Source organism: Christiangramia aquimixticola (assembly GCF_048285835.1).
In the GTDB taxonomy this organism is placed as follows: Bacteria; Bacteroidota; Bacteroidia; order Flavobacteriales; family Flavobacteriaceae; genus Christiangramia; species Christiangramia aquimixticola.
This window is the reverse complement of sequence record NZ_JBLVTL010000214.1, coordinates 1-300: the sequence shown is the minus strand read 5'-3', so window position 1 is coordinate 300 and position 300 is coordinate 1. Positions and strand designations below refer to the sequence as shown.

Sequence of the window (300 nt, the reverse complement as noted above, 5' to 3'; positions counted from 1 at the left end):
ATTGGGAGTACAAAGACTAAGTTTCAAGAAATTGATGAAAAGATTGAAAGTATTTTCTTCAATACGGTGCTTGTTTGGTTAAAGGATTTCGATGCTGTTAAAGAATACTTTCAAAAAGTTGGGAAAGTAAAACTTATATTGTTGGATCAAGATGTTCCTGGTTTCAACGGTCAGTATTTGGTTTCTGAAATAAATGAGCTTTCAGGTAACTCTCCAATTGTCTTCTTATCGGAAGTTCCTCTTAATGGGAAGAATTACACGAGTGTTATGGATAAATTTAACTTGAGGCAAAGACCAAAT

1 protein-coding gene is annotated in these 300 nt (G+C 33.3%); it reads left to right on the top strand.

The genetic code is table 11. From position 1 onward, the window contains the following. Positions 1–300, top strand: a 300-nt coding sequence (locus ACNKXV_RS14190; RefSeq protein ID WP_417908363.1) for a response regulator, incomplete at both ends; no start/stop codon positions are given.